A 21,900-nucleotide genomic window follows, 5' to 3' on the forward strand; every position below is an offset into this window, starting at 1 on the left:
GATTGCTATCACACTCTTATTAATCATCGGATAGTGGTCACCCAATTGCTATTAAAGTGTCTTTCTTTCTATTTATTGGCTACCGGTTAATGGAGTACAAAATAAAACACACTCTATTTATTTTGCCGTGGTAAGTACGATGCATTTTCGTGGAATATTGCTGGATTTAGACGGGACGCTGGTAAACTCGCTGGATTTCGTTGAGGCTTCCTGGAGTTTATGGGCGACTAAAAAAGGGCTGGATCCGCAGGCGGTATGCCATTATCTCCACGGTAAGCCCGCTCTGAGCACGCTGCGCCATTTTATGCCCGATGCCAGCGAACAGATCATTTACGATGAATTTCTCGCGCTGGAAGAGTTTGAAGCGCGCAATACTGATGGCATTACCGCAGTGAATGGCGCGGTTGATTTTCTCCACCAACTGGAGCAGTTGCAGGCCCCCTGGGCTATTGTGACTTCCGGATCGCTGAAGGTGGCTTCGGCACGGATCCGACAAGCCGGTTTTCCGTTTCCGCCGGTGCTGGTGACCAGCGAAGATATTCACCACGGCAAGCCGCATCCGGAACCATTCCTGACGGGGGCAGCCCGACTCGGTCTTTCACCTGCTAACTGCCTCGCTTTTGAAGATTCCTCTGCCGGTCTGCTTTCCGCCACTCATGCGGGATGTGTGGTGGTTGAAGTGTTGACCCGTCAGTCGGTGGTTCACGATATCGATACCTGGCAAACCATTGATAACTACCTTGACCTGAGCGCAACGCGAAAGGGTGAGGCGGATTTTTTCCTTAAGATTCAGAGGGAGTTTTAAATGTCATCACGAAAAACCCTGGCCAATGCCATCCGTATGCTGAGCGTTGATGCCGTGCAGCGGGCGAACTCAGGCCATCCGGGCGCCCCTATGGGAATGGCGGATATTGCCGAGGTGCTGTGGCGAGATTTTCTCAACCACAACCCGACTAATCCCGCATGGGCCAACCGCGACCGTTTTGTACTCTCCAACGGTCACGGCTCGATGCTGATCTACAGCCTGCTGCACCTTACCGGCTACGATCTGCCAATCGATGAGCTGAAAAACTTCCGTCAGCTGCATTCGAAAACGCCGGGCCACCCGGAAGTCGGCTACACCCCTGGCGTGGAAACCACCACCGGGCCATTGGGCCAGGGGATTGCCAACGCGGTCGGCATGGCGATTGCCGAGAAAACCCTCGCGGCGCAATTTAACCGTCCGGGTCATGAAATCGTCGATCACTTCACATATGCCTTTATGGGCGACGGCTGCATGATGGAGGGCATTTCACATGAAGTGTGCTCTCTGGCGGGGACGTTGAAGCTCGGCAAGCTGGTGGCGTTCTACGACGATAACGGCATCTCTATTGATGGCCACGTTGAGGGATGGTTCACCGATGATACCGCTAAACGCTTCGAGGCCTACGGCTGGCACGTGGTGCGCGGCGTCGATGGGCACGATCCTGAATCCATCCGTGCCGCGATTGATGTTGCAAAGTCGATTACCACCATGCCGACGTTAATTATCTGCAAAACGGTGATTGGTTTTGGCTCGCCGCATAAAGCGGGTACTCATGATGTCCACGGCGCGCCTCTGGGCGAGGCTGAAGTGGCGGCGACGCGTGAGGCGCTGGGCTGGCCGCATCCACCGTTTGTTATCCCCTCAGAGATAGCCGCGCAGTGGGATGCTCGCAAATCAGGGCAGGCGAAGGAGGCTGCGTGGAACGAGAAGTTTGCCGCCTACGCTCAAGCCTTCCCCGAGCTGGCTGGCGAATATACCCGCAGAATGAAGGGGCAACTGCCCGCAGAATTTGCCAGCAAGGCGCAGGCGTTTATTGAAAAATTACAGGCCAAACCGGCGAAAATCGCCAGCCGCAAAGCCTCGCAGAATGCGATTGAAGCCTTTGGTCCGCTGTTGCCGGAATTCCTCGGCGGCTCTGCGGATCTGGCTCCATCAAACCTGACCTTGTGGTCCGGGTCTAAAGCGATTAACGAAGAGCCCGCCGGGAACTACATTCACTACGGCGTGCGCGAGTTCGGTATGACCGCCATCGCCAACGGTATTGCGCTGCACGGCGGCTTCCTGCCGTATACCTCGACTTTCCTGATGTTTGTCGAATACGCACGCAACGCGGTGCGCATGGCGGCGCTGATGAAGCAGCGCCAGGTGATGGTTTATACCCATGACTCCATTGGCCTGGGCGAAGATGGCCCGACCCATCAACCGGTTGAACAGATTGCTTCGTTGCGCCTGACGCCGAACCTCAGCACCTGGCGGCCCTGCGATCAGGTGGAATCGGCGGTAGCGTGGAAGTATGGCGTTGAGCGGCAGGATGGACCGACGGCGCTGATTTTCTCCCGGCAAAACCTGACCCAACAGGAACGGACCTGGCAGCAGGTGCAGGATATTGCGCGTGGCGGCTATGTATTGAAGGATTGTGACGGGCAACCGCAGTTGATTCTTATCGCGACCGGTTCCGAAGTTGAGCTGGCGGTAGCCGCATGGCAGCAACTGATGGCTGAAGGTGTGAAGGCGCGGGTGGTCTCGATGCCGTCCACCGATGTCTTCGACAAGCAGGATGAGGCGTATCGTGAAGCGGTGCTGCCGCAGGCGGTGTCTGCGCGTATTGCCGTGGAAGCGGGGATCGCGGATTACTGGTTTAAATATGTCGGGCTGAACGGCGCGATTATCGGTATGCAGAGCTACGGTGAGTCCGCTCCGGCGGAACAGCTTTATCAGACGTTCGGTATTACCGTTGAGGCGGTGTTGCAGCAGGCAAAAGCGCTGCTGGCTTAATCTTTGACGGCCTCTTACATGCTAAGGGGCCGCTTTTCATTAAGGGAGAAATAACATGTATCCCGTCGATCTTCATATGCACACCCTGGCCAGCACCCACGCCTACAGCACGGTGCATGACTATATCGCCGCCGCGGTGCGGAATCATATTCGCCTGATCGCCATCACCGACCATGGCCCGGAAATGGTTGATGCACCGCATCCGTTCCACTTCAACAATTTGCGCGTACTGCCGCGCATTGTTGATGGTGTGGGGATCCTGCGCGGTATTGAGGCCAATATCAAACCCGGCGGTGAGACCGACTGCAGCGACAAAATGCGCGCGTCGCTGGATTTAGTGATTGCCGGATTCCACAAGCAGGTGTTTGCGCCTGCGGATATTACCACCAATACCGATGCGCTGATTGCAGTGATAGCGAGCGGGAAGGTGCATATCATCAGCCACCCCGGTAACCCGGAGTATCCGATTGATATCCCGGCGGTGGTGGCCGCGGCGAAGGCGTGTCATGTGGCGCTGGAGGTCAATAATGCCTCTTTTGTCCAGTCGCGCCAGGGCAGCGAGGGGAACTGTCGCAAAATTGTCGCCGCTGTGCGCGATAGCGGTGGACTTCTCTCGTTGGGTAGCGATTCACACAGCGCGTTTTCTCTGGGGGATTTTAGCGCCTGTCAGCATCTGCTGGTGGAGGCTGATTTTCCGCCATCAAGGATCCTGAATACCTCAGTGCGTCAGGTATTAGCGTTTCTTGAACAGCGCGGTGGGGAGCGGATTGCAGAGCTTGATGCGCTGCCCGACTGAAAACTTACCCCTGACTGAGGGGGTGATATGCTTCATTCCGCTGGACATTTTAGACACCGCTCCCCCGGTGGCGCTGCGCTTACCGGGGCTACGACTCTGTACGGTCTGGAGTCGGGTAGCCTGGATAAGCCGCTTGCGGCGCGATCCGGGATAAAAACAGCTACAGGTCAATAACGTTGCCTCTCGGCAGATTCAGCGACTTGCGCATGGCGGCGATAACCTCCGCTGGTTTAAGCAGCAGTGAATTAATGCAGACGTTCAGAATACGACAGCCGTCGAAACGTGAGGGGTTATCGATCGTAATGTCGGAGGCAATAATAGCGAGCTCTGATTCGAAAATATCTTTATCGGTAATTGGGTTCTTAAGCCCCAGCACGCCCTGGGTCTCTATTTTGATCGCAAAGTGATACTGCTTCGCCAGTTTTTCCAGCTGCTCTGCGGCCATATAGGTGTGAGCCACGCCGGTCGCGCACGCGGTCACCGCCACAATATGCAGATTACGTTCGCTGGAGAAGGGCTGGATCTCATCTCTTCCTGCACGAGTGGTCATAAGCTTGCTCCCTTATTTTTGCGCCGGTACTCGAGCGGCGTACAGTCGTTGATATCGCGAAATACCTTGCAGAAATAGTTGGTATCAGTGAAACCGCACTTCTCTGAAACCTCGTTTATTTTCAGATTGGTATTGGTTAGCAGCGCTTTCGAGCGCGAGATGCGGGCTAACTTGAGATATTCATTAAATTTCACGTCTGACTCCTTCGAAAACAGACGCGACAGATAGCCGGGAGAGATATTAAAGGTCTCGGCGACGCTTTCCCGGCTAATGTCCGTATGGTAGTGGCTATCGATATGACTCTTAATTTCGTCCAACAGAGAGAAGGGGCCGCGCTGGTTATTCAGACCATCGGTAATTTGATACAGCAGATCGTTAATCAGCGCATAGACAATGTGGGCAAAGGTCTCGCTGGTATTATCCTGCGACCACGCCAGGGATTCGGCCAGTTCAAGCAGCCGGTCGCGAACCGTACTGCTGGAATTTTGCAGATTATACTTCTCCACTTCTTTAAACTGCGTACCGTCCCAGTTGCTGATGCTAAAACCAACGTCCTGCTTCCAGAAAACCACCGACATGCAGATAACCGGGCTTTCCCACTGCGGCGAATTCCAGCTGTTGGCGGGAATATAGGTGATGGTGCCGACCGGACGTTCATATTTAACGATTCGGTCCACGCCTTTCGGCAGTAGCATGCTGAGCGCACCCTTTACCGTCAGCTCGATGCGCGGTACGTGCAGATGGTAGGCCATCGCCGGGGCTTGCGCATTGCCGTTGGCCACCAGTAGGCTTTCGTTTATTGAACCCTGTGCGCTGAATTCGCTGAGGATAGATTGAATAAAAGTCGCCATATTATGCCCGTGGTTTGATAACAGTTTTCAGGACCTTCACCGCAACGGCGGTGGCGATGGTTCCGGCTATCACCGAGACGATATAACCAAAATGGTTACTGACTACCGGTAATACAATTAGCCCGCCCCAGGGCGCGGCGTTAGTTGCGCCAAACCACAACGAGAGGATCGCGGCGACCGCACTACCGAACATAATCGCCGGGATCACTCTTACTGGATCCGCCGCCGCAAACGGAATAGCTCCCTCCGTAATCCCCATAAATCCCATAATCACAGCAGGTTTTCCGGCTTCCCGCTCAACATCATTAAAGATGTCTTTAAACAGAAAGGTCGCCAGCGCCAGCCCCAATGGTGGCGTACAGTCGGCGGCGGCCACCGCGGCCATCAACTGCGGATTGGTCGAGATCAGCGCAACGGCAAAGAAAAAGGCGGTTTTGTTCATTGGCCCGCCCATGTCGACGGCGATCATGCAGCCAAGAATAGTACCGAGGATAATAAACGACGCGCCCTGCATATTGCCAAGCCAGACGCTAAGCCACTTCATCACTCCGGCAATCGGATCGCCAATAATGTAATACACCGCCATGCCGGTGAGGAATGTCCCGATGAGCGGAATAATAAATATCGGTAATACCATGCGCAGAAAATGGGGGATCCTGAGCCGCGCGATCTGGTTCAGCAGAACATAGACTACCAGCCCGGCAATAATCCCGGAGAGCATGCCGCCTAAAAATCCGGCGCCCATCTGATAAGCCATTAGCCCGCCAATGGCGCCGGGTGCGATGCCTGGTTTATCGACCATCGAATAAGCGATAAACCCTGACAGGATGGGGATAAACAGGGTTAAACCCGCCATACCGATTTGCGACATGGCCTTCAGAAAGCCGTGGTCTGGTACTGCCGCTTCTCCGTTGAACATCACCGCCAACGCCAGCAGAACGCCGCCGGCGACGACAAACGGGATCATGTAGGAGACGCCGGTCATAAAATGCCGTTTAGTATTTTTTAATAGTTTTAACATGTCAGCCTCGTAACGTTTGCTGCTCAGAAGGCCAGAGTTCTGGATATCAACGTGTAAAGTGCTTTCGGGCTTTTTGCCGCTTTAATTCGGCTGACAAATTCATCATTCATGAGCATGCGCGCCAGGGTGGAGAAGTACTTCATATGCTCGTTATCCTGCGCAGATTTGCTAATTGTCAGCATAAACAGGGTGTCCACCATGACGCCGCCCCAGGCAATGGGCTGCCTGAGCGTGGCAATACTGATGGCAGAATCCCGGATAGAGTCCGTCTGCGCATGGGGGATAGCAAAACCTGAACCGACGACGGTAGGAAAGGGGACTTCACGAGCCCAGATATCGTCGCAGAGCTTGTCTCGCGCGTCGGTGCGCTGCTGTAGCCACAGATTATCAACCATCATTTTGATCGCCTCATTTTTATCGGCGACATCAATTCCCCATAAAATCATTTCCGGCGATAGCAGCGGCTTTTTCACCGCACGAGCGTCCGGCATTTGTAAGGCGGTTTTGACCTGATGCGCGTTTTGTTTTTCTACCAGGTTCAGCGCCAGCGCCCGACAATCATTGATGCTGAGTTCGCGCAGGGCGTGCTTAACGCCCGGAATAGCCGCGCAGTTCATACTCAATTCATCAAAGCCAATACCGACAAGCAGCGGGAGAATGGTTTCGTCGGCGGCAAGCTCGCCGCATAGCCCGATAGGCTTTCCGGCGCGATGTGCCTCGCTGACCGCAAACTGCAGGGCGCGTAAAAACGGCGGCGCGTAGCTGTCGTAGAGGCTCTTTACCTGAGCATTACCCCGGTCTGCGGCGAAAAAGTACTGCGTCAGGTCGTTACTGCCAATGCTGAAAAAATCGGCGTGTTCGGCCATTTCCGCCATGGAGAACAGCACCGAAGGGACCTCCAGCATAATGCCGAGGGCTATCTGTTCATCAAATGCTAACCTCTCGCGCCGCATCTCCTGTTTGACCGATTCCAGCACCTCTCTGCACCAGATAAGCTCTTCCACCCGGGAGATCATCGGCAGCATAATTTTGGCCTTCCCTGCCGCTGAGGCAAGCAGAATAGCCTTCAACTGGGCGGCGAAAAGATCACGGTACTGTGGATAAATACGTACCGCCCGGAAGCCGAGAAATGGGTTTTCTTCGTGATTGACGCTAAGGTATTCGACCGGCTTATCGCCGCCGATATCAAAGGTGCGAAAGATAACTGCCTTCCCGCCCGCCAGGGCAACAACCGGCTTATACAGGTCGGCCAGCTCGTCACAAGAGGGCGCAGACTCGCGGCCCATAAATGTTATTTCAGTGCGAAACAGACCGATGCTTTCTGCGCCGTTGTCAAAGGCCGCTTGCGCTTCGGCAAGGCTGGCGATGTTAGCCGCTATCTCTATGCGATGCCCGTCATGGGTCTTTGCCGGCGCTGAAGCGTTTGCCAGTAACTGCTGCTGCATTTCCTGCTGGGCGGCAATTTCCAGGCGGTAGTAACGCAGAACTTTTTCATCCGGGCGGATAATCAGGATCCCCGGCTCGCCATCGATAACTATCTGCTGATCTGCCTCAAGCGCCAGCGTTGAAAAATCGATATCGGCCAGGGTTGGGATACCCAACGAACGAGCCAGAATTGCCGTATGGGAGGTTTTCCCGGTAGAGGACAGCACCAGACCAGCAAGCCGGTTTCGATCTAACGCCAAAAATTGGCTGGGGGTTAAATGGCTGGCGAAAACAATGGCCGGTTCATTTAGCGAAGGCGGACGATAAGCCAGGGTCTGTTCGCCATAAACTGCGCTGATGAGCTGCGTGGCAATATCGAGAATATCCAGCGAGCGCTCCTGCAGATAGTGGCTGGAAGCGCGCTCAAGCTGATGGCAAAAGTCGAGGGACGCCTGAGCGATGGCGGACCAGGCATTCATCCTGTTATTCAGATAACCGAATGCGCTATCCTGAAACGCGATGTCGGTTATCAAGGAGAGATGCGCCGCCACAAGGTCGTGTTCAATGCCCCGAGTTTGCCTGAGCGCTGCCTCTTTCTCTATGCGTAATAAATCTAATCCGGCAAGAAAACGGGCTTTTTCGCTTTCGGGACTGCTGGTGTGGCGAGGCGTGCGGGCAATAATGTCAGCGAAAGTCAGACTCTGCATCACTTGTGGCTTTGCAATGGCGACGCCTTTATTGATACGGGTTCCCTGAATCACCTGCGGGTTTAGCTCCCGTAGGCAGCGGGGCAGATAGCCCTGCGTCGTCACAGGCTCCGGCTCAAGGCTGAAGGTCGGGAGATCGGAAAGCAGCGCATGAAGCTGAGCGGAGGCCTGCTGTTCATCTTCGCCGCAAAGGGTGATACGGCATGTATCGTTTAATAGCGTGTCGCTGGCGATCAGCGAGAGGGCGCTTTTGGCATTAGCCTGCAGCCCCGTTCGGGTGTTTTCCCAGTCGATCGTGGCCTGAAACAGGTTGCATAGCCGTGCGATGTATCCGGCCGGTCGGGCATGAATGCCTTCGTTAATCTCGCATGTATAGGTTATGACCACCGCCATCTCGACTCCTGAATGCTTTCGCGCTCGTCAATTGAATACCGATCTCGCTATCTTTCCCTGTTCGCAATGGCTATGACATAGTAAAAAAGTGACCTTTTCATAAAAATAGTGACCTGATTGTGATTTTGTGACTTTTGTCATATTTATTGCTGATGAAAACATTGAGTACTGAATTGATTTAAAATGTTTTTTTACTTTTTTGCTTTTGCAATGAGTTTGCGAGATTGGTCACAAATTTAAAGCAATAAGAGGGGAGAGCGAACGAGGGTGACCGCCAACAATCTGGGCAAAAAACCACGTCGGTATTACCGAGGCAAGGCATCAGTAAAAACAGATGCTTTTTAATATGGTTTAAGAAAGATAGACGTTTGCTGCAGTTGGACCACGCAGTCCGTTTACCCGACGAAATTCGACGCGAATACCGGGACGGATTGTGGTTGGCTCACCGGGGGATAATGCGGAAATATGAACCTGAACGTCTTTACGACCATCGGAGGGGATTATCAGACCTTTGCCTGTTTTACTATCAAATGTTTTGACAATACCTGTCATTTTTTGGAACAAAGAAATACCTTTTAAATATGAAAACCGGGACGACTATACAGTAAGTAAACGGGATGTCTATTTAAATAGAAATAAAACCCGCATGCTTGCGGGCTTTCCCTCAGCCCAAAAAAGTTAAACGCGTTATCAGCGCTGGCTGATTATTGTTCAATCATGCGAAGCAATCGGCATCTGGTAAGGGATAGTTTATGCGGCGGTTCTGGATGAAGACTGGAAGAGCTTATGGCAATAGGGGCAAATGAGCTGAGCACCTTTTTGCACTCGGCTGAAACTGTGCTCTGAATCCTGGGAGCAATTAGGACAGGAGCATTTTACGAGATAATTACGGCGAGTTTTAGCATCTTTGCGTTCTGACATATGATATTTCCTGATTGAAGGGCTTACGACCATACAGTACTTTGCTGTAAATAGCTCTTTCTGATTACCCTGTGGTGGAAATAGTTGCTATTAGCCTGGCGTTAAAAGCAGGCATATTGAAGTATTCACCATACTGGCTCGTATAGAGCCAGCATCTGAATTTGTTTGAATTCATTATCTCTGCGTTTCCGCTTCGATGAATTTCACCACCGAATCCTGGTCACAGGAGGGGATTACCTGCGTTGCTAGCTTTTTGGCTTCCGGAATCGCATTTTGCGGAACGTAGCATCGATCGGCGCTGGCAAGCATCGGCAGATCGTTATAGTTATCGCCAAAAGCCACCACTTCATCAACGCCCAGATGCTGTTTGAGATGGTGAATTGCCGAGTGCTTAGATGTTGAATCGGTGAGAATATTCATAAAATAAACATTGCCCTGCGCGTGATACAGGTCACGATTTAACAGGCAGTGAATATCATGAATGGTATTGACCGACTTTTGCAGCGGCGTCAGTCTGTCGTACTCATCGTAGGCGACAAAATACAACGGTAGGTATTCTGGTGGTAGCGCTGAGAAGTGCTCAATTTTAAAAATATTGTCTTTTAAAAAGGGGGCTTTGCTCTTAATAAAATGCTGGCTCAGGGCATGGCTTTTCGCGGTATAAAAAAGCGCATATTCGCTACCGTTGATGCAGTACAGGAAGCCGTCATTATTGAACTCATTCAGCTTTTCCGCTATCTGTTCAATAAGTCGTTGCGGCAGGACGGAGGCCTGAATAATGGTGTCGGTCTGCATATCAAAGGTTAACAGACCGTCGCTGAATACGCCCGGGCAGGAAAACTTAGCATCGCCCAACAGCATTTTGACTGAGCTTAACGTTCTGCCAGTGGCGCAAGTAAACAGAACGCCATTTTTAGCGAAGTTGCCAATGGCTTCGCGGGTATAGGCGGAAAGTTTTCCTTCTTTGTTGAGCAGGGTACCGTCAAGATCGCTGATATAAAGGGTTTTCTTTATTTTAGTCATCGGCATATACCGTCATTGAAAACTGATAGAATTTGGGATTCATGGTGGAGAAACTCTTCAATTGCTGAGTTTATCACTTAAGCTGGTTAAAACCTCTCCTATGTCAGTGAATCGCTATCGTTAACCGATATATCAAAGAGTTAGCGCACAGTTAGCTGGCAGGTAAGATGCTCTCATCACCGCGTTGCCGTTTCCTGCCAGCGTCATGTATTGTATGATACGTATAGGGCATATTTTTAACATGACGGGAAATCTATGGACACCGGACTCTATATTAAAGAGAACTTTCGCTTCAATGATGATGCCGGACCATCAATGTACTCTCAGATCGCCTCTTTTATCCGGCATCAGATTCGACTTGGCGTGTTCCGGGTGAATGACAAAATGGTGACTGAAAACGAACTATGTGACATCCTGAAAATCAGCCGAACCACTGTCAGGCTGGCAATGAATGAGCTGCTGGAAGAGGGGCTTATCGTTCGTCAGCGCGGGAAAGGTTCATTTATTGCCGACAAGAAAATTAACCGCAAATTAAACTCGCTGTATAACTTTACCGACAGCATGCGCGAGCAGGGAATTAAACCCCGCTCGGTGGTGTTGCAATCCGCCATTGTTGAAGCCGATGAGGTTGTCGCCAACAAATTAAATCTTCCGGAAGGCCAGAGAAAAGTCTTTTTGCTTAGGCGTGTTCGCTACGGCGACGATACGCCTCTACTGCTTGAAACAACGGCGATTCCTTATAATCTTTGTCAGGGTATAGAGCAGTATGATTTTGAAGTGGGCTCACTCTATGACGTGCTGAAAAACCAGTATGGCCTGAATATCGCCCATGCGACGGAAAATATTGATGCCATCATCATTAATAAACCGGCGGCGCACCATCTACAGTGCCACGATAAAGTGATGGCGGGATATCAGATAGAACGTATTTCCTTCCTCGAAACGGGGTTTGTCTTTGAATACACCACATCGGTAACCCGGGCCGATAAATGCAGCTTCAGGATCGATCTTTTCAATGCTAATCAGAATGCGGGCAAGTCGCGAATCGATTTTTCCCGTCAGCTAAAACGCTAGGGCCGCTCCGGCCCTTTCTTTTTCTCTGCCAATTATCTCCGTCATACATTCTGCGCTAACTTGCGGCGTGCTTCCATTTTTCACCTTTTCTCTCGCGCGCGTTGCAAAAATTCGATCTGGATCAACTCATAGCCGGCATCATATATTGCATGATATGTATCATACAAATGATACAAAATGCCACTTAAAAGGAACTATGCTATGAAACCGAATAAAAAAGCCGCAGATATGACCCCCGCAGAACTGGGCCAGTACATTGACCAGTCGGTGCTGAAACCTGAGTTTACCCTGCAAGAAGTCCGCAAATACATTCAGGAAGGGATTGATTACAAATGCAAAACGGTCTGCATCAACCCTGCTTATCTGGACGTTGCCCGTGAGTTGTGTAAAGGCACGGGAACAGGCATCTGCGTGGTCTGCGATTTCCCATTTGGCAACTCGTCTACCGCATCAAAAGCCGCGCAGGCCGACATTATCTGTCAGCAGGGTGATGTAGAAGACCTGGATATTGTCGCTAACTACGGCTTTATCCGCAGCGGTATGTGGGAAGAGTTTGAAAAGGATATTCGTGCGGTTGTAGACGTTGCCCACCGCTACGGCTCGCTGGTTAAAGTGATTTTTGAAACAGATGCGCTCACTGCCGAGCAGGTGGCAAAAGCAACCGAATATGCCTGCCGCGCTGGTGTTGATTTTGTGAAAACCTCAACCGGCTTCTATACCGGCGGGGAAAGCAAAGGGGCAACGCCTGAAATTATTGCCGTCATGATGAAGGCAGCAGAAGGTCGCTGCAAGGTCAAAGGCTCTGGTTGCATTCGCACCCGCGAACACTTCCTGCAACTGATTGATATGGGCATCGACCGGATGGGGATTGGCTACCGTTCCACTCCGGAAGTGCTGGGCCTGAGCGCTCAGAGCAGCAGCGTCGATTCAAAAAGTTCTTACTAATTGCCCGCCTGGGATGCCGTTGGCAATCCCGGGCCTGTTTGTATATAGAAAATTCCCCGCTAGTGAGCTGTCCCCAAAAATTGGATATCTAATGAGCACACTGTTCGCCTGTCGATTATCGTTCACTACATTCAGCGGAACGTACCAGTTTCATCTGTAGCGATCTCGGATAAAGATGTTTTCGAGGTGTAAAAGAGTGCATTTATTCCCTATTTTTTTGTGATTCAAATCACCATTTGAAATTGAATTGTTATTTATCAATCAGTTAGTGATGTTATCCTTTGATTGGTGGAGAACAATTTTCTCCATTTTTGCCTTATTAGAGGGAAAATAGGTAAGATTTTCTTCCCCGCCTAATATACATTTTAACTGTGGTTGAAGGATAACAATCATGATGTTCACAACCCAATGGCTATTTATTTTTAGCCATTAAGCGGAGTTTTGGCTGCTGTTTTATTCGCCAACTTCGGAAGCAGCGTAAATATAGCTCACGATATTTTATGACTAATAATAGTTTGAGTGTACCCTATGAAAACAAGAACTAAAGATATTGCTACCCTGGCAGTTCATGCAGGAAGCCAGTCCGACCCGGTAAACAATGCCATATTTACACCAATAGTTACGGCTAGCTCATTTATACAACCCAACCTTCACGAAGGTGGTGATTTTTGTTATTCCCGTGTTTCTAACCCAACGCGTAAAGCTTATGAATCTGCCCTTGCTGAACTGGAAGGGGGGATTTATGCCACCGCTACGGCATCGGGAATGGCCGCCACGAATATTGTGATGGAACTATTGCCAAAAGATGCCCATATTATCGCCATGAAAGGTGTCTATGGAGGAACGTGGCGGCTGTTTGAAAAGTTAAAAACGCTCACCACCGGAGCGACAATTTCCTATATTGATCTTAATGATGAAGAAAGTCTAATTGATAGTATCCAGGAGAATACGGCCTTAATCTGGATTGAAACGCCGACCAACCCATTGCTGGAGCTGGTCGATATTGCAAAGGTTTGTCGTATTGCTAAAGAACACGCCATTATGACCTGCGTGGATAATACTTTCGCCAGCGCCTGGAATCATAAGCCGCTTGAAATGGGCGCGGATATGGTGATGCTCTCGACCAGTAAATACGTTGGCGGACATTCTGATTTAATTGGCGGCGCAGTCATCACCAATAGTGAAGCATTAGCTTCACGCCTCGACTTTATCAAAACCACCATTGGTTCTATTGCTTCACCCTTTGATGCCTATCTTGCCCTGCGTGGCATGAAAACGCTGGATCTACGCATGGAACGCCAGTGCAGCAACGCGCTGCGCGTGGCGGAATATCTGGAGAACCATCCAGCGATCGCCAGCGTCTATTATCCTGGTTTGCCGTCGCATCCTCAGCATCAGCTGTGCAAGGCGCAAATGCGCTCAGGCGGCGCGGTGGTGACCGCAACGTTGAAAGGCGACCTCCAGAGTCTGAAGCGCTTTATCGGCGGGTTGCACTATTTTGTGTTGGCGGAATCGCTGGGCGGGGTGGAGAGCATGATTAACCATTCGGCCTCCATGTCCCACGGTTCGATGTCAAAAGAAGAGCGAGAAGCTATTGGGGTTTATGACACCACGCTGCGTTTTTCCGTCGGCATTGAACATATCGATGATCTGCTACAGGACCTGGACATTGCCTTCGCCGCTATGGACCTCACACAGGATAACCATCATGCATGATTATGGCATCTGGACGATTATTACCCCGCTGGTCACTATTATTCTGGCGATCCTGACCCGCCAGGTCATCCTCTCTCTGCTGACCGGTATTTTTGTCGGCTACGCGGTGATTAACCACAGTATTATCCAGGGGGTTGGCGGCACCCTGAACGGAATTATCGAAACATTCGCTTCCGCCGGTAATGCGCGAACGATTATTTTTATGGTGATGATCGGCGGTATTATGCGCCTGATTGTGGTCACCGGCGGCGTGCGTAAGCTGGTGCAGTTTCTCTCGGAGAAAAATGATTTTGTCACTAATAAAAAGTCGGTGCAGCTGCTGGCGATGGTGGTGACATCATTAATCTTTATTGAGAGTTCAATAAACCAGCTGATCGCCGGTGCATCCACAAAAAATCTTGCCCGGCGCTACAAAGTCTCGCCGGAAAAGATGTCCTATATTATCCAGACTTCCTGCGTTTCCGTCTGCTCATCGGTGATGATCAACGGCTGGGGGGCGGCGATGATGGGGGTTATCGGCGTACAGATTGCACAGGGTTATTTGACCGGTGAACCTTTTGAAGTATTGGCCAGCTCGATGGTCTGGAACACCATGGCCTGGTTTTCATTAGCCTCAGTGCTTTTTTACATCCTCTCTGGCTGTAGCTGGGGACCGATGAAAAAGGCTGAAGTAAAATTTGAAACCGCATTAACGGAAATAGAGCAAGAGCATGGCGAAGAAGATGTGGATCCGGTTATTGACCATCCGGCATGTAACTCGCTGCTGAATTTCTTTATCCCGATTCTTTCCACCGTATTAATGGTTCCCGTTGTTCTGTATATCACCGGCGATGGTCAGTTCTCCAAAGGCAGTGGTTCGATGTCGGTTTATTCTGGCGTGATGTTTGGGACCGTGGTTTCATTTGTCTGGTTCAGAGTGCGTGGCATTCTTAACGTTGAGAATTTTTTCAAAGAGCTGTATATCGGCTATGCCAGCATGGTTAAAATTAGCTCAATCATGATTCTGGCTTTCCTGATGGGGCATATCTCGGCGGAACTGAATACCGGGCAGTATATTGCCTCAATTACTTCCGGGGTTATTCCCTCTGGCTTCTCAATAGGTTTTATCTTCCTGATTGCGGCGGTGATGTCTCTGGCCACAGGGACCTCCTGGGGAACCTTCGCCATTATGATCCCGATTGGCGTTCAACTGGGCGTATCGTTAGGTATCGATCCACACTTTATGATCGGCGCGGCTATTTCTGGTTCAATTTTTGGCGATATGACTTCACCTATCTCCAGCGATGCTATCGTTGCTTCGATGGCCACCAACTGTGACCATATTGAACATATTCGTACCCAGATGCCTTATGCGCTGGTGACCGGTGGACTTGCTCTTATTGTCTATTTAATTGTCGGTTTTACTCTTTAACCCAAACACTATTTAAGGATTAGCTATGACTAAGGTTATTGCGACTGAAAATGCTCCACAAGCCATTGGCCCCTATATTCAGGGAGCACAAGTCGGCAATTTAATTTTTACTTCTGGTCAATTGCCTATTAATCCGCAGACGGGAAATATTCCTGAATGTGCAGAAGGTCAAACCCGGCAGAGCCTGGAGAATATTCAGGCCATCATTGAAGCTGGAGGACTGACGGTCGACAATATTTGTAAGATGACTATCTTTGTAAAAGATCTGAATGAATTCGCCGCGATTAATAATGCCTATGCTGAATTCTTCACCCAGCGTAATGCTTCTTTCCCGGCGCGTTCTTGCGTGGAGGTTGCCCGCTTGCCAAAAGATGTGAAGGTGGAAATTGAAGCGGTGGCCTGGCAAGGTTAATTCACTGTCAATACGACTCTGCGGCGGCTTATCAGCCGCCGTTTTTATATGAAGGGAAGGTCTATGTCTGTAAAAAACTATCTGCATAGCTTATCGCGCGTCGCGCTGGTAGGGGGCGTCACGCCCGTTCAGCATCTGAAGCGGCTGTCGGAATATTTACAGCGCGATATCTATATTAAACGCGATGATGTTTCACATCTTGGTATGGGCGGCAATAAGCTCAGAAAGCTGGAGTTTCTGGCGGCCGATGCCCTCAGTCAAGGCTGCGATACGCTGGTGACCGCCGGGGCGATTCAGTCCAACCACGTGCGTCAGACCGCCGCCGTGGCCGCACATTTAGGACTGAAATGCGCAGCGTTGCTGGAAAATCCGATTCAGACCACAGAACCGAACTATCTCTATAATGGCAACCATCTGCTGTTTAGCCTGATGGGTTGCCAGGTTGAAATGGTTGATGAACTCAACGATCCGGACGCGCAGCTGCGGCAGTTTAGCGAACGACTTTCGGCTACAGGTGCGAAGACCTATGTTGTTCCCGTCGGCGGCTCGAATGCGCTGGGTTCACTGGGCTACGTTGAATGTGCGCTGGAGATAGCAGAACAGTGTGACCAGAAGAACCTTAATGTGCAGTCCGTGGTGGTGCCTTCCGGCAGCGCGGGGACGCATGCCGGGCTGGCCGTAGGATTTGCCCATTGCCAGCCTGATGTGGAGGTCGTCGGCGTGACCGTTTCCCGTCTTGTTGGCGATCAGCTACCCAAAGTGGATAAGCTACAGCGCGAACTATCCGCAATGCTGGGCGTGGCGTCACTGTCGCCGCTGACGCTGTGGGATGACTACTTTGCGCCACGCTACGGTACGCCGAATACCGAAGGGATGCATGCGGTGGAACTGCTGGCGCGTCTGGAAGGCATTATGTTAGATCCGGTATATACCGGCAAGGCGATGGCCGGTCTGATTGATGGCGTGAAAAAATCGCGCTTCAATGGTAGCGGGCCAGTGATGTTTATCCATACCGGCGGCGCACCGGCGCTCTTTGCTTACTATCCCCACGTCTGATTTATCGCGTTATACGAAAATTCAAACCACTCCAGCGTCAGCGGCCGAGTGGTTTTTTTGCGCGTGATGGTCAGGGAATGATAAAAGGGGCGGGGTATTGTTTACATATTAAGTCGGACAAAGGCTGGCGCTTTGTCCGACTTATAAAGCCGCGCAAGCAGTCTAGTAACGCTTGTGCGCCATGATTTCGATAATTTGTCGGTCAGTGTGCTGCATAGCCTGCCCGGCGATAGCGCAAAGATTACGAATAGAGTTTTCCACATCGCGCTCGACGATACCGTCGTTTCCGGAGACGACAGAATTATCCAACGCCAACAGAATAGCTTTCCAGGCAGAAGAGATGCTGGTGGACACTTTCATTGAACAACTGCCGGATGCGCCATCGCAAATGATGCCGCTGACGTCGCCAATCATGTTATTGACCGCCATGGCGATAGTGTCAAAGCTGCCGTCCATTAACCAGATAATCCCTGCTGCAGCACCCATTCCGGCAGTGGTCGTGGCGCACAGGGCCGAGAGTCGTGGAAGTTTACAGTGAATATAAATCGCCACCAGATGCGAGAGCGCCAGCGCGCGGGCCAGCTGTTGCTGGCTGGCGTTAAGACGTTCGGCGGCGACCACGACCGGCATTGTTGCCGTTATCCCCTGGTTGCCTGAGCCGGAGTTGGTCATTGCGGGTAGCGTTGCTCCGCCCATTCGCGCATCTGATGCGGCGCTGGTTCGGTAGAGGATCTCGGTAAACATATCGTCGGAAACTAATCCCTTATCGACCTGGCGCTTTAGCGTCGGCCCAATATGCAGACCCCATTCCTTTGATAGACCTTTCCTCGAAAGGGCGTTGTTCATTGAACCGGCTTCGAGAATAAAGTCGAGCTCTTGCGAAGGTACTTCACAAATGAAATCGTAGATGCTGCGTAGCGAGCTGCAGGCGACCCGATCCAGCGGGTTAATGACATCTTCACAGGCATTGTTCTGTGGTTTGATAAACAGAGGCTGACCCATCTTTTCAATCGCCACCACGTTGGTGTGATCGCCCACAATGGTGACCGTGGCGTGCTGATCTCCGGCGTAGACTTTAGCTCGAACATAGAGGATTTCATCGCAGGGTTCCTGCAATGACACGCGTACGGCACCAACCTCCAGTAGCGCTCTGGCGGCGTCAATCTCTCGCGGCGTCGCTTTTTTAAGCACTTCGAGTTTGGCCTGCGGATCGCCGGCGATGGCGCCTAAGGCTGCCGCGATAGGCAGCCCGGTCATACCCGTACCCGGAATTGTCACACCCATACCGTTTTTCATTAAATTCGGCGAGACCGCCGCTTCGATACGCACAATTGCGCCTGATAGCTGCTGCGCCGCCACGGCGCAGGCGAGGGCAACCGACACGGGTTCGGTACAGCCTAAAGCGGGTTTGACTTCCTGTTTTAACGCATTAATAAATGTGTTCCATTCAACACGGCTTTCCCGGTGTGACATGACTGAGCCTCTGGGTCGGTACAGAAAAATGTCCGTCGAGTTAGTGAGTATTTCTCGACCTTAATGTGCGTCTGCGGCCCGAGTTTGTCAGAACGACGCTGCTCCGAACGGCAGAAACGATAGTAAGAATGTTACCGCACTCGGCAGAGAAAAAAGTTGCATCTTTGATTTGTAAAAACGTTAACTGAGAGAAATATTTTCTTTGATATGGCTTTTTTGTGGTTTTATTTGACTTCGTCAATCCAGGAAGGAAAGACAAGAAAACCGGCAGGGCTGCCGGTTTTGCGATTAGATTTTACATGCGTCGCCGCAATCATCATCGGCAATGATGGCCTGCGCTTTTTTATCCGCATCTTCAAGGCGTTCAGCGTTACGCTCTTGCGCTTCTTCCAGTCCGCTAAAGACCAGGTTGTCGAGATCAATTTCCATGAGTTTCCCACTTAAGTTCAGTTTTGACCGTGAGCAAGTATAGGCAAAATGACGGAGGGATGCACCCGGTAAGGGCTTTTGTAGCACAGAGCGGTAAGCACGGGTGTTTTGTTGTTTTAACGATGGATATTCCAGTGATTGCGGGACAGCCGCCAGGCAATCCTTGAATGCTCAACTTTTTCTCCTCGACACAACTCACACTCAAACTTACAACCACTTTGTATATCAACTTACTTTTATAAATTAAAAAATTTTAAACATTTCATGCTTGATAGTTTTACATGATTTTTACAAATGCATATAATTCCTTACGTTCTTCGCTCTGTCCGGGAGCGTCCAACCAACATGATATGCGGTCTGTGCTTTTCATATTTGAATAAAGCGCTGTTTATAAATGATGTTTTGGTTTTTTCGACTAACGTCGTATGGGATGAAATATGGACGAACAACAAGGTAGCGGGAGAGGGATTTTCTTCACCGTTTACCGATTACTCTTTGTATTACTTAGCTTTGGCATAGGACTCTTTTTCACAATCTGGGGGGGCAAACTCCTCTCACTGGGCGGTAGCGCCTGGTATCTGTTAGCTGGTATTGCTTATCTTCTTATCGCCATCGGCTACCTCACCCGCAGTAAATACGTCCTTCCTTTCGCTATTCTGACTTTCTTGTTGACTCTTTGCTGGGCGCTGTATGAAGTGCAGTTCAGCTACTGGGGCCTGATCCCGCGGTTGGTGGTTCCTGCGCTGATGCTTATGCTGGCGCTGTGGCTGTCGGCGACGCTACCGATGCAACGTATGCGGATGCGTTATGCCAACTGGAGCGCGTCGGCTATTTTCCTCGTGCTGCTGGCAACCCTGATTTCTGCGTTTTACCCGCACGGCGGTATTCATAACGGCGTGGTAAAGGCGAGCGACGACAAAACGCCGACTCTGGCGTCGAAAAGCGATAACTGGGAGTTCTTTGGCCGCGATGCGTCTGGTACCCGTTTTGCGCCTTACGATGATATCACTCCAGAAAACGTTAAAAACCTGAAGGTGGCCTGGACCTACCACACCGGGCGGCGTCTTACCGGTGCCGGAATTGGCGTCGATGAGAATACGCCGCTACAAATCGGCGACACGCTGTACTCCTGTACGCCGCTGAACGTTGTTACTGCGCTGGATGCAGATACCGGTAAAGCGCGTTGGCGCTTTGACCCGCATGCGCAGACCGCCGAACATGTCACCTGTCGCGGTGTTGGCTATTATGATGTGCAAAGCGATGATTCACTGAGTGCTGAAGAGAAGACCAGCCCGGCGTTGCAGCAGTGCCCGCAGCGTATTCTGGTCTCTACGGTCGATGCGCGTCTGATTGCGCTGAATGCCAAAACCGGCGCGCTGTGTGATGACTTTGGTGACCACGGCAGCGTCTACCTCAAGCAGGGGATGGACAACACCGAAAACAGCAAACGCTACCACCCAACCTCTACGCCGGTGATCATGGGGCACATTGCGGTGCTTGGCGGCTGGGTGCGTGATATCGTGCATGGTGAGCCGTCCGGCGTGGTGCGCGCGTTTGACGTGCGTAACGGTAAAGTGGTCTGGGCCTGGGACGTAGGCCAGCCGGAAAACATTACCGATCCAGAAAAAGGCCGTGTTTACACCCTCGAAACGCCGAACGTCTGGACGGTACCGGGCTTTGATAAGGAACTGAACCTGGTTTATCTGCCGACCGGTAACGGTCCGCCGGATTACTGGGGTGGCGATCGCAACGAGGCTAAAGAGAAATACGGCTCCTCCGTGGTGGTGGTGGATGCCAGCACCGGGGAAACTAAGTGGGTCTTCCAGACCGTGCATCATGATATCTGGGACTATGACCTGCCGTCACAGCCAGTACTGTTCCATATGAAGGATGAACAGGGCGAAGAGGTCCCGGTACTGATCCAGACTACCAAAACCGGGCAGATTTATGTTCTGGACCGTCGTACCGGTAAGCCGGTGACCCAGGTCGAAGAACGGCCTGTCGCTCACGATGGTGCGGAAGGGGAGCGTCTCTCAACAACCCAGCCATTCTCCACCGGTATGCCGCAGCTTGGCGTTGAACCGTTAACCGAGAAATCGATGTGGGGTGTGACGCCGTTTGATCAGTTGATGTGTCGTATCGATTTCAAAGAATCGACTTATCTGGGGATGTACACGCCACCATCAGAGACACCGTATATTGAATGGCCGAGCCTGCTGGGCGGTATGAACTGGGGCGGTATCACCATTGATGAGCGCACCGGTACGCTATTCGTCAACGATATGCGCATGCCGCTGAGAATGTCGCTGGTGCGTAAAGAGGACATGGCGAAATATAAAGTTTCCACTGACGAAGTTCCTGGCTTTATGGGAACCGTGCGTCCGCAAATCGCCGGGCCTTACGGCGGCGTGCGGATCGATATTTTGCAGTCGGCGCTGGGCGTGCCATGCAATACGCCGCCGTTTGGCACGATGAGCGCCATTGACCTTAATACTCGCCAGCTAATGTGGCAGGTACCGATGGGCTCGGTGGAGGATACCGGTCCGCTGGGGCTGAAAACGCATATGCATATCCCACTGGGAATGCCGACGCTGGGCGGCCCGACGTCGACCGCTTCCGGGTTGGTGTTCTTTGCCGGAACCCAGGACAACTACCTGCGCGCGCTGGATTCCGCCACGGGTAAAGAGCTGTGGCGCGCTCGTCTGCCGGTAGGTGCAGTGGCGGCTCCGCTTATCTACAAATCACCGAAGACCGGTAAAGAGTATGTGGTGATCTCCGCCGGTGGCGCTAGCCACTCGCCGGACGTCGGCGATGACATTATTGCTTACGCGCTGGAAGAGTAAGCTACATTTCTCTTTTAGGGTACAAACTAAACCGCCCCTTAGTGGGCGGTTTGA

General features: G+C 51.5%; 19 protein-coding genes. 10 read left to right on the forward strand and 9 right to left on the reverse strand.

The window, feature by feature from the left end:
* Positions 1 to 139 precede the first annotated feature (139 nt).
* Genes FN082_RS05700 through FN082_RS05710 form a run of 3 tightly spaced genes read left to right on the forward strand, consistent with a single transcriptional unit; the run spans position 140 to position 3,596 of the window.
* A complete protein-coding gene (locus tag FN082_RS05700; protein WP_235892116.1) occupies positions 140 to 805 on the forward strand; it encodes an HAD-IA family hydrolase in 666 nt (221 codons plus the stop codon).
* Positions 806 to 2,800, forward strand: coding sequence for a transketolase (gene tkt, locus FN082_RS05705; protein WP_142462894.1), 1,995 nt, complete (start codon positions 806 to 808; stop codon positions 2,798 to 2,800). It begins immediately after the preceding gene.
* Positions 2,801 to 2,855: 55 nt separating this feature from the next.
* On the forward strand, positions 2,856 to 3,596 hold the full coding sequence (locus FN082_RS05710; RefSeq protein ID WP_139537457.1) for a phosphatase: 741 nt from the start codon (positions 2,856 to 2,858) through the stop codon (positions 3,594 to 3,596).
* 160 nt (positions 3,597 to 3,756) lie between these two features.
* On the opposite strand, the gene FN082_RS05715 is transcribed toward FN082_RS05710, so the two are convergent.
* From FN082_RS05715 to FN082_RS05740, 7 genes are all read right to left on the reverse strand, one after another.
* The gene (locus FN082_RS05715) at positions 3,757 to 4,146 is read right to left on the reverse strand and encodes a PTS fructose transporter subunit IIB (RefSeq protein ID WP_112213477.1); all 390 of its coding nucleotides are present in this window, start codon (positions 4,144 to 4,146) and stop codon (positions 3,757 to 3,759) included.
* Positions 4,143 to 4,997, reverse strand: coding sequence for a helix-turn-helix transcriptional regulator (locus FN082_RS05720; RefSeq protein WP_139537456.1), 855 nt, complete (start codon positions 4,995 to 4,997; stop codon positions 4,143 to 4,145). Before FN082_RS05720 ends, FN082_RS05715 begins: the two co-directional genes overlap by 4 nt.
* 1 nt (position 4,998) lies before the next feature.
* On the reverse strand, positions 4,999 to 6,018 hold the full coding sequence (locus tag FN082_RS05725) for a PTS fructose transporter subunit IIC (protein WP_142981272.1): 1,020 nt from the start codon (positions 6,016 to 6,018) through the stop codon (positions 4,999 to 5,001).
* A 23-nt stretch (positions 6,019 to 6,041) separates the two neighbouring features.
* A complete protein-coding gene (gene ptsP, locus FN082_RS05730; protein ID WP_142981273.1) occupies positions 6,042 to 8,543 on the reverse strand; it encodes a phosphoenolpyruvate--protein phosphotransferase in 2,502 nt (833 codons plus the stop codon).
* Positions 8,544 to 8,894: 351 nt separating this feature from the next.
* Entirely contained in the window at positions 8,895 to 9,107 is a 213-nt protein-coding gene (gene cspF, locus FN082_RS05735; RefSeq protein WP_139537453.1) for a cold shock-like protein CspF, read from the reverse strand.
* A 186-nt stretch (positions 9,108 to 9,293) separates the two neighbouring features.
* Positions 9,294 to 9,497 carry a YnfU family zinc-binding protein gene (locus FN082_RS30140; protein WP_323808951.1) on the reverse strand — a complete coding sequence of 68 codons (204 nt, stop codon included), beginning with the start codon at positions 9,495 to 9,497 and terminating at the stop codon, positions 9,294 to 9,296.
* Between the two features lie 141 nt (positions 9,498 to 9,638).
* Positions 9,639 to 10,487, reverse strand: coding sequence for an HAD family hydrolase (locus FN082_RS05740; protein WP_180349520.1), 849 nt, complete (start codon positions 10,485 to 10,487; stop codon positions 9,639 to 9,641).
* A gap of 255 nt (positions 10,488 to 10,742) precedes the next feature.
* Between FN082_RS05740 and FN082_RS05745 the strand changes: the two genes are divergently transcribed.
* The 6 genes from FN082_RS05745 (at position 10,743) to FN082_RS05770 (ending at position 17,101) form a co-directional block, all read left to right on the forward strand.
* Positions 10,743 to 11,561, forward strand: coding sequence for a GntR family transcriptional regulator (locus FN082_RS05745; RefSeq protein ID WP_139537451.1), 819 nt, complete (start codon positions 10,743 to 10,745; stop codon positions 11,559 to 11,561).
* Between the two features lie 201 nt (positions 11,562 to 11,762).
* Positions 11,763 to 12,506, forward strand: coding sequence for a deoxyribose-phosphate aldolase (gene deoC, locus FN082_RS05750; RefSeq protein WP_139537450.1), 744 nt, complete (start codon positions 11,763 to 11,765; stop codon positions 12,504 to 12,506).
* A 528-nt stretch (positions 12,507 to 13,034) separates the two neighbouring features.
* A complete protein-coding gene (locus FN082_RS05755; protein WP_139537449.1) occupies positions 13,035 to 14,222 on the forward strand; it encodes a trans-sulfuration enzyme family protein in 1,188 nt (395 codons plus the stop codon).
* Positions 14,215 to 15,633: a Na+/H+ antiporter NhaC family protein gene (locus FN082_RS05760; protein WP_139537448.1), complete on the forward strand. Its 1,419-nt coding sequence runs from the start codon at positions 14,215 to 14,217 to the stop codon at positions 15,631 to 15,633. Before FN082_RS05755 ends, FN082_RS05760 begins: the two co-directional genes overlap by 8 nt.
* 25 nt (positions 15,634 to 15,658) lie before the next feature.
* On the forward strand, positions 15,659 to 16,045 hold the full coding sequence (locus FN082_RS05765) for a RidA family protein (RefSeq protein ID WP_139537447.1): 387 nt from the start codon (positions 15,659 to 15,661) through the stop codon (positions 16,043 to 16,045).
* A 63-nt stretch (positions 16,046 to 16,108) separates the two neighbouring features.
* Entirely contained in the window at positions 16,109 to 17,101 is a 993-nt protein-coding gene (locus FN082_RS05770) for a D-cysteine desulfhydrase (RefSeq protein ID WP_142981274.1), read from the forward strand.
* A gap of 162 nt (positions 17,102 to 17,263) precedes the next feature.
* On the opposite strand, the gene FN082_RS05775 is transcribed toward FN082_RS05770, so the two are convergent.
* A complete protein-coding gene (locus FN082_RS05775; protein ID WP_139537445.1) occupies positions 17,264 to 18,574 on the reverse strand; it encodes an L-cysteine desulfidase family protein in 1,311 nt (436 codons plus the stop codon).
* 288 nt (positions 18,575 to 18,862) lie between these two features.
* Positions 18,863 to 19,003, reverse strand: coding sequence for a hypothetical protein (locus tag FN082_RS05780; protein ID WP_139528818.1), 141 nt, complete (start codon positions 19,001 to 19,003; stop codon positions 18,863 to 18,865).
* Positions 19,004 to 19,440: 437 nt separating this feature from the next.
* Between FN082_RS05780 and FN082_RS05785 the strand changes: the two genes are divergently transcribed.
* The gene (locus FN082_RS05785; protein ID WP_142981275.1) at positions 19,441 to 21,846 is read left to right on the forward strand and encodes a membrane-bound PQQ-dependent dehydrogenase, glucose/quinate/shikimate family; all 2,406 of its coding nucleotides are present in this window, start codon (positions 19,441 to 19,443) and stop codon (positions 21,844 to 21,846) included.
* The last annotated feature ends 54 nt before the right edge of the window (positions 21,847 to 21,900 follow it).

This window comes from Klebsiella spallanzanii (assembly GCF_902158555.1).
Lineage (GTDB): Bacteria > Pseudomonadota > Gammaproteobacteria > Enterobacterales > Enterobacteriaceae > Klebsiella > Klebsiella spallanzanii.

Bases quoted from the DNA above. Each gene is read 5' to 3' on its own strand.
- FN082_RS05780 (WP_139528818.1), bottom strand. From the start codon at position 19,003: ATGGAAATTGATCTCGACAACCTGGTCTTTAGCGGACTGGAAGAAGCG.
- FN082_RS05770 (WP_142981274.1), top strand. From the start codon at position 16,109: ATGTCTGTAAAAAACTATCTGCATAGCTTATCGCGCGTCGCGCTGGTA.
- FN082_RS05745 (WP_139537451.1), top strand. From the start codon at position 10,743: ATGGACACCGGACTCTATATTAAAGAGAACTTTCGCTTCAATGATGAT.
- FN082_RS05760 (WP_139537448.1), top strand. From the start codon at position 14,215: ATGCATGATTATGGCATCTGGACGATTATTACCCCGCTGGTCACTATT.
- FN082_RS05775 (WP_139537445.1), bottom strand. From the start codon at position 18,574: ATGTCACACCGGGAAAGCCGTGTTGAATGGAACACATTTATTAATGCG.
- deoC (WP_139537450.1), top strand. From the start codon at position 11,763: ATGAAACCGAATAAAAAAGCCGCAGATATGACCCCCGCAGAACTGGGC.
- FN082_RS30140 (WP_323808951.1), bottom strand. From the start codon at position 9,497: ATGGTCGTAAGCCCTTCAATCAGGAAATATCATATGTCAGAACGCAAA.
- FN082_RS05785 (WP_142981275.1), top strand. From the start codon at position 19,441: ATGGACGAACAACAAGGTAGCGGGAGAGGGATTTTCTTCACCGTTTAC.
- FN082_RS05765 (WP_139537447.1), top strand. From the start codon at position 15,659: ATGACTAAGGTTATTGCGACTGAAAATGCTCCACAAGCCATTGGCCCC.
- FN082_RS05710 (WP_139537457.1), top strand. From the start codon at position 2,856: ATGTATCCCGTCGATCTTCATATGCACACCCTGGCCAGCACCCACGCC.
- tkt (WP_142462894.1), top strand. From the start codon at position 806: ATGTCATCACGAAAAACCCTGGCCAATGCCATCCGTATGCTGAGCGTT.
- FN082_RS05720 (WP_139537456.1), bottom strand. From the start codon at position 4,997: ATGGCGACTTTTATTCAATCTATCCTCAGCGAATTCAGCGCACAGGGT.
- FN082_RS05755 (WP_139537449.1), top strand. From the start codon at position 13,035: ATGAAAACAAGAACTAAAGATATTGCTACCCTGGCAGTTCATGCAGGA.
- FN082_RS05740 (WP_180349520.1), bottom strand. From the start codon at position 10,487: ATGACTAAAATAAAGAAAACCCTTTATATCAGCGATCTTGACGGTACC.
- FN082_RS05700 (WP_235892116.1), top strand. From the start codon at position 140: ATGCATTTTCGTGGAATATTGCTGGATTTAGACGGGACGCTGGTAAAC.
- FN082_RS05715 (WP_112213477.1), bottom strand. From the start codon at position 4,146: ATGACCACTCGTGCAGGAAGAGATGAGATCCAGCCCTTCTCCAGCGAA.
- ptsP (WP_142981273.1), bottom strand. From the start codon at position 8,543: ATGGCGGTGGTCATAACCTATACATGCGAGATTAACGAAGGCATTCAT.
- FN082_RS05725 (WP_142981272.1), bottom strand. From the start codon at position 6,018: ATGTTAAAACTATTAAAAAATACTAAACGGCATTTTATGACCGGCGTC.